This window comes from Mesorhizobium sp. M1E.F.Ca.ET.041.01.1.1, assembly GCF_003997355.1.
In the GTDB taxonomy this organism is placed as follows: Bacteria; Pseudomonadota; Alphaproteobacteria; order Rhizobiales; family Rhizobiaceae; genus Mesorhizobium.
Genome location: NZ_RZSL01000611.1, coordinates 1 through 3455 on the forward strand (window position 1 = coordinate 1; position 3455 = coordinate 3455).

General features: G+C 62.2%; 5 protein-coding genes. 4 read left to right on the forward strand and 1 reads right to left on the reverse strand.

Annotated elements, in window-relative coordinates; genetic code table 11:
• Positions 1-488: isocitrate/isopropylmalate family dehydrogenase (locus EOA38_RS31210; protein ID WP_245480960.1), on the reverse strand; the 488-nt coding region annotated here is incomplete at its 3' end.
• A gap of 208 nt (positions 489-696) precedes the next feature.
• Between EOA38_RS31210 and EOA38_RS31215 the strand changes: the two genes are divergently transcribed.
• The 4 genes from EOA38_RS31215 to EOA38_RS31230 all read left to right on the forward strand — a co-directional run.
• A complete protein-coding gene (locus EOA38_RS31215) occupies positions 697-1536 on the forward strand; it encodes an RNA methyltransferase (protein WP_127301031.1) in 840 nt (279 codons plus the stop codon).
• Between the two features lie 80 nt (positions 1537-1616).
• The gene (locus EOA38_RS31220; RefSeq protein ID WP_127301032.1) at positions 1617-2216 is read left to right on the forward strand and encodes a hypothetical protein; all 600 of its coding nucleotides are present in this window, start codon (positions 1617-1619) and stop codon (positions 2214-2216) included.
• 117 nt (positions 2217-2333) lie between these two features.
• The gene (gene murI, locus EOA38_RS31225) at positions 2334-3134 is read left to right on the forward strand and encodes a glutamate racemase (RefSeq protein ID WP_126093604.1); all 801 of its coding nucleotides are present in this window, start codon (positions 2334-2336) and stop codon (positions 3132-3134) included.
• A 145-nt stretch (positions 3135-3279) separates the two neighbouring features.
• Positions 3280-3455, forward strand: a 176-nt coding sequence (locus EOA38_RS31230; RefSeq protein ID WP_127301033.1) for a DUF3008 family protein, incomplete at its 3' end; no start/stop codon positions are given.

Genomic DNA, 3455 nt, shown 5'->3' on the forward strand with positions numbered 1-3455 from the left:
ACTGTGCCGTCCTCGCCGACAAATTTGATCGTCAGCTTGCCCTTGCCGGGATAGCGGAAATCGGTGGCGCGGTACTGGTCGCCGAAGGCATGACGGCCGACGACGATCGGCTTGGTCCAGCCCGGCACCAGGCGCGGCACGTTCTTCATGATGATCGGCTCGCGGAAGATGGTGCCGCCGAGGATGTTGCGGATGGTGCCGTTGGGCGACTTCCACATCTTCTTCAGCTTGAATTCCTCGACGCGGGCCTCGTCGGGCGTGATCGTCGCGCATTTCACGCCGACGCCGTATTTCTTGATGGCGTTGGCCGAGTCGATGGTCACCTGGTCGTTGGTGTCGTCGCGGTGCTGGATGCTGAGGTCGTAGTAGTCGAGCTTGATGTCGAGATAGGGGTGGATCAGCTTGTCCTTGATGAACTGCCAGATGATGCGGGTCATCTCGTCGCCGTCGAGCTCGACGACCGGGTTCGCCACCTTGATCTTCGCCATGGAAAGAATGCCTCGTTGCTGGAGGATATGAACGGCCTTGCCCGCATGGTTTCGGCCGAGGTTGCGGAGCGTATATCAAAGCCTTTTTGAGCGCGCAAACCGCGATCCCTACCATTATGGACGAGTGCCGCGCTTGTGAGTGCTTCATTTTCCGGGCCGGATATGGCAGGGGACGCCGAAACGCCGCAAACCCCGGTTACCGAAAGCCATGCCAACCGCAAAAGACCCCGCCAAGACCACCGGACCGGCGATCATCCTCGTCGAGCCGCAACTCGGCGAGAACATAGGCATGGTCGCCCGCGCCATGGCGAATTTTGGCCTTTCCGAGCTGCGCCTGGTCAATCCGCGCGACGGCTGGCCGAGCGAGAAGGCGCGGGCCGCCGCCAGCCGCGCCGACCATGTTATCGATGCAACGAAGGTGTTCGACGATCTGGCCTCGGCGGTCGCCGATCTCAACTTCGTCTTCGCCACCACGGCACGCGAGCGCGACGGCTTCAAACCGGTGCGCGGTCCCGTGGAAGCGGGCAGGGCGCTGAGAGCCCGCGTCGAGGCCGGGCTGCGCACCGGAATCCTGTTCGGCCGCGAGCGCTTCGGCCTCTATAATGATGAGGTCGGCCTTGCCGACGAGGTCGTCACTTTTCCTGTCGATCCAGGCTTTTCCTCGCTCAACATCGCGCAGGCGGTGCTTTTGATGTCCTATGAGTGGATGAAGTCCGGTCTTGCCGACGAGACCACGACCAATTTCTCCGGACCGGAGCTGGTTCCGGCGACCAAGGAACAGTTGCACAGCCTATTCACCTATCTGGAAGGCGCGCTCGAGGCGCGCGGCTATTTCCGGCCGGAGGAGAAGAGGCCGAAGATGGTCGACAATCTGCGCGCCGTGCTGACGCGGGCAGGATTCGCCGAGCCGGAACTGAAGGTGCTGCGCGGCATCATCTCGTCGCTCGACCGGTTCTCTCCGGCAATGCCGCGCGGCGACGGCTCGCCGGGAGACGATCCCAGGCGGCTGCCGGCCGCACGGAAACGAGCGGCGGACAAAGAAAGTTAAAATCTGTAAGCCCTGAGCCTTCGAAGTAACCGAATATTATTCGGTTTTGGTCCATCGTTATTGCAACGGTGGGGTGGCATATGTTCACGTCCAATATCGGCCGTCTGCGTTTCTTCTTCTATTCGTTCGCTCTGTTCATAGCGGAGGCGGTGGCGATCGTGCTCTGCATCGCCGTAACGATCGGCTTTGCGGGATTGATCGATTCGATGCCGGGTTCGTCGCGGCAAGGGTTGGCCGGCGCCGCGCTCATTGTGTCTCTCCTCTTCGTTGCGCTGCGCGGCAACATCGCCTGGCGCCGCAGCCGCGATGCCAATGGGGCCAAGTGGATCCTTTGGGCCTACATCGTCCTTTCCGCCATCTACGCTTTCCTGCAGGCCGGCACGCTGCTGGTGATCGATTTCGGCAATCCGGAAAGCACGCCAAGCGGCCTGAACCTGCTCGGCCTCTCCATTTTCGGCCTCTGGTGCACGATCCTGTGGGCGAAGCCTGTCGCCGGCAGCAATATCAATGAGTTGACAGAGGTTTTCGACTTCGAAGGTTCGTTGCCGGCACCAGCTCGCGCCGAGCGCACGACAACGAGCGTCGCTACCGCTGCGCCGCGCGCTGCCGCGCGTTCCGCGCCGGCGCCGCAGCCGTTTGGCCGGCCGAAGCCCGCGGGGTTCGGCAAGCGCGGGCTCTGAGCAATTTCAAGACTGCGCAAAAGCTGCTGGCATTTGCCACTTCAACACCATGATAGTTCAAGATAGAAGCGCCGTTGGCCAAATCACGGGCCAAGGTCTGCTTTTGGTCCGATGACAATGAATGATCGATCAAGCCACAGCCCGATCCTGATGTTCGATTCCGGTATCGGCGGGCTGACGGTGTTGCGCGAGGCACGCGTCCTGATGCCGGACCGTCGCTTCATCTATGTCGCCGACGACGCGGCATTTCCTTATGGTGCTTGGGAAGAGCCGGCGCTCAAGGAACACATCCTTTCGCTGTTCGGCAAATTGCTCGACCGCCTGCAGCCGGCGATTTCGGTCATCGCCTGCAACACCGCTTCGACCCTGGTGATCGATGCGCTGCGCGAAAAATTCCCCGGCCATCCCTTCGTCGGCACCGTGCCGGCGATCAAGCCGGCCGCGGAGCGCACGCGTTCCGGCCTGGTCTCGGTGCTGGCGACGCCGGGCACGGTGAAGCGCCAATACACGCGCGACCTGATCAGCAAATGGGCGCAGAAGTGCCATGTCCGGCTGGTCGGCAGCGACAGGCTGGCGGGTTTGGCGGAGATCTACATGCGCGAGGGCTTTGTCGATGAGGAGGCCGTGCGCGCCGAGATCGCGCCCTGCTTCATCGAGCGCGACGGCATGCGCACCGACATCGTCGTGCTCGCCTGCACGCATTATCCGTTCCTCGCCAACCGCATGCGCAAGACGGCGCCCTGGCCGGTCGACTGGATCGATCCGGCGGAAGCCATCGCGCGACGGGCCATGTCGCTGCTCGAACCCGTCAGCGAACCGTCGGGGGAGAACGAGGCCGACATCGCGGTCTTCACCTCGGGCAAGGTGGATTTCGCCACGAAACGGCTCATCCAGGGCTTTGGATTGACCGCAGGCTAAAGCGCATCGCGATCTTTCAGGTTCGCTCCTTGCGCTTCAGGTTTTTGATTGCCCCGAACCGGTTCCCACTTTCGGGAGATACGCGTTAGCGCTGGAACTGCGGCCTGTGCCGCAGCGTTCTCCTCACAGCAAAGGAGGATCCACCATGCCTGCCACATCACAAGCTCAGCAAAAGGCGGCCGGCGCGGCACTCGCGGCCAAACGCGGCGAGATCAAGAAAAGCGAGCTCAAAGGCGCATCGCGCGAGATGTATGAATCGATGAGCGAGAAGCAGCTCGAGGAATTCGCCGAAACCAAGCGCAAGGGCCTGCCCAGCAAGAA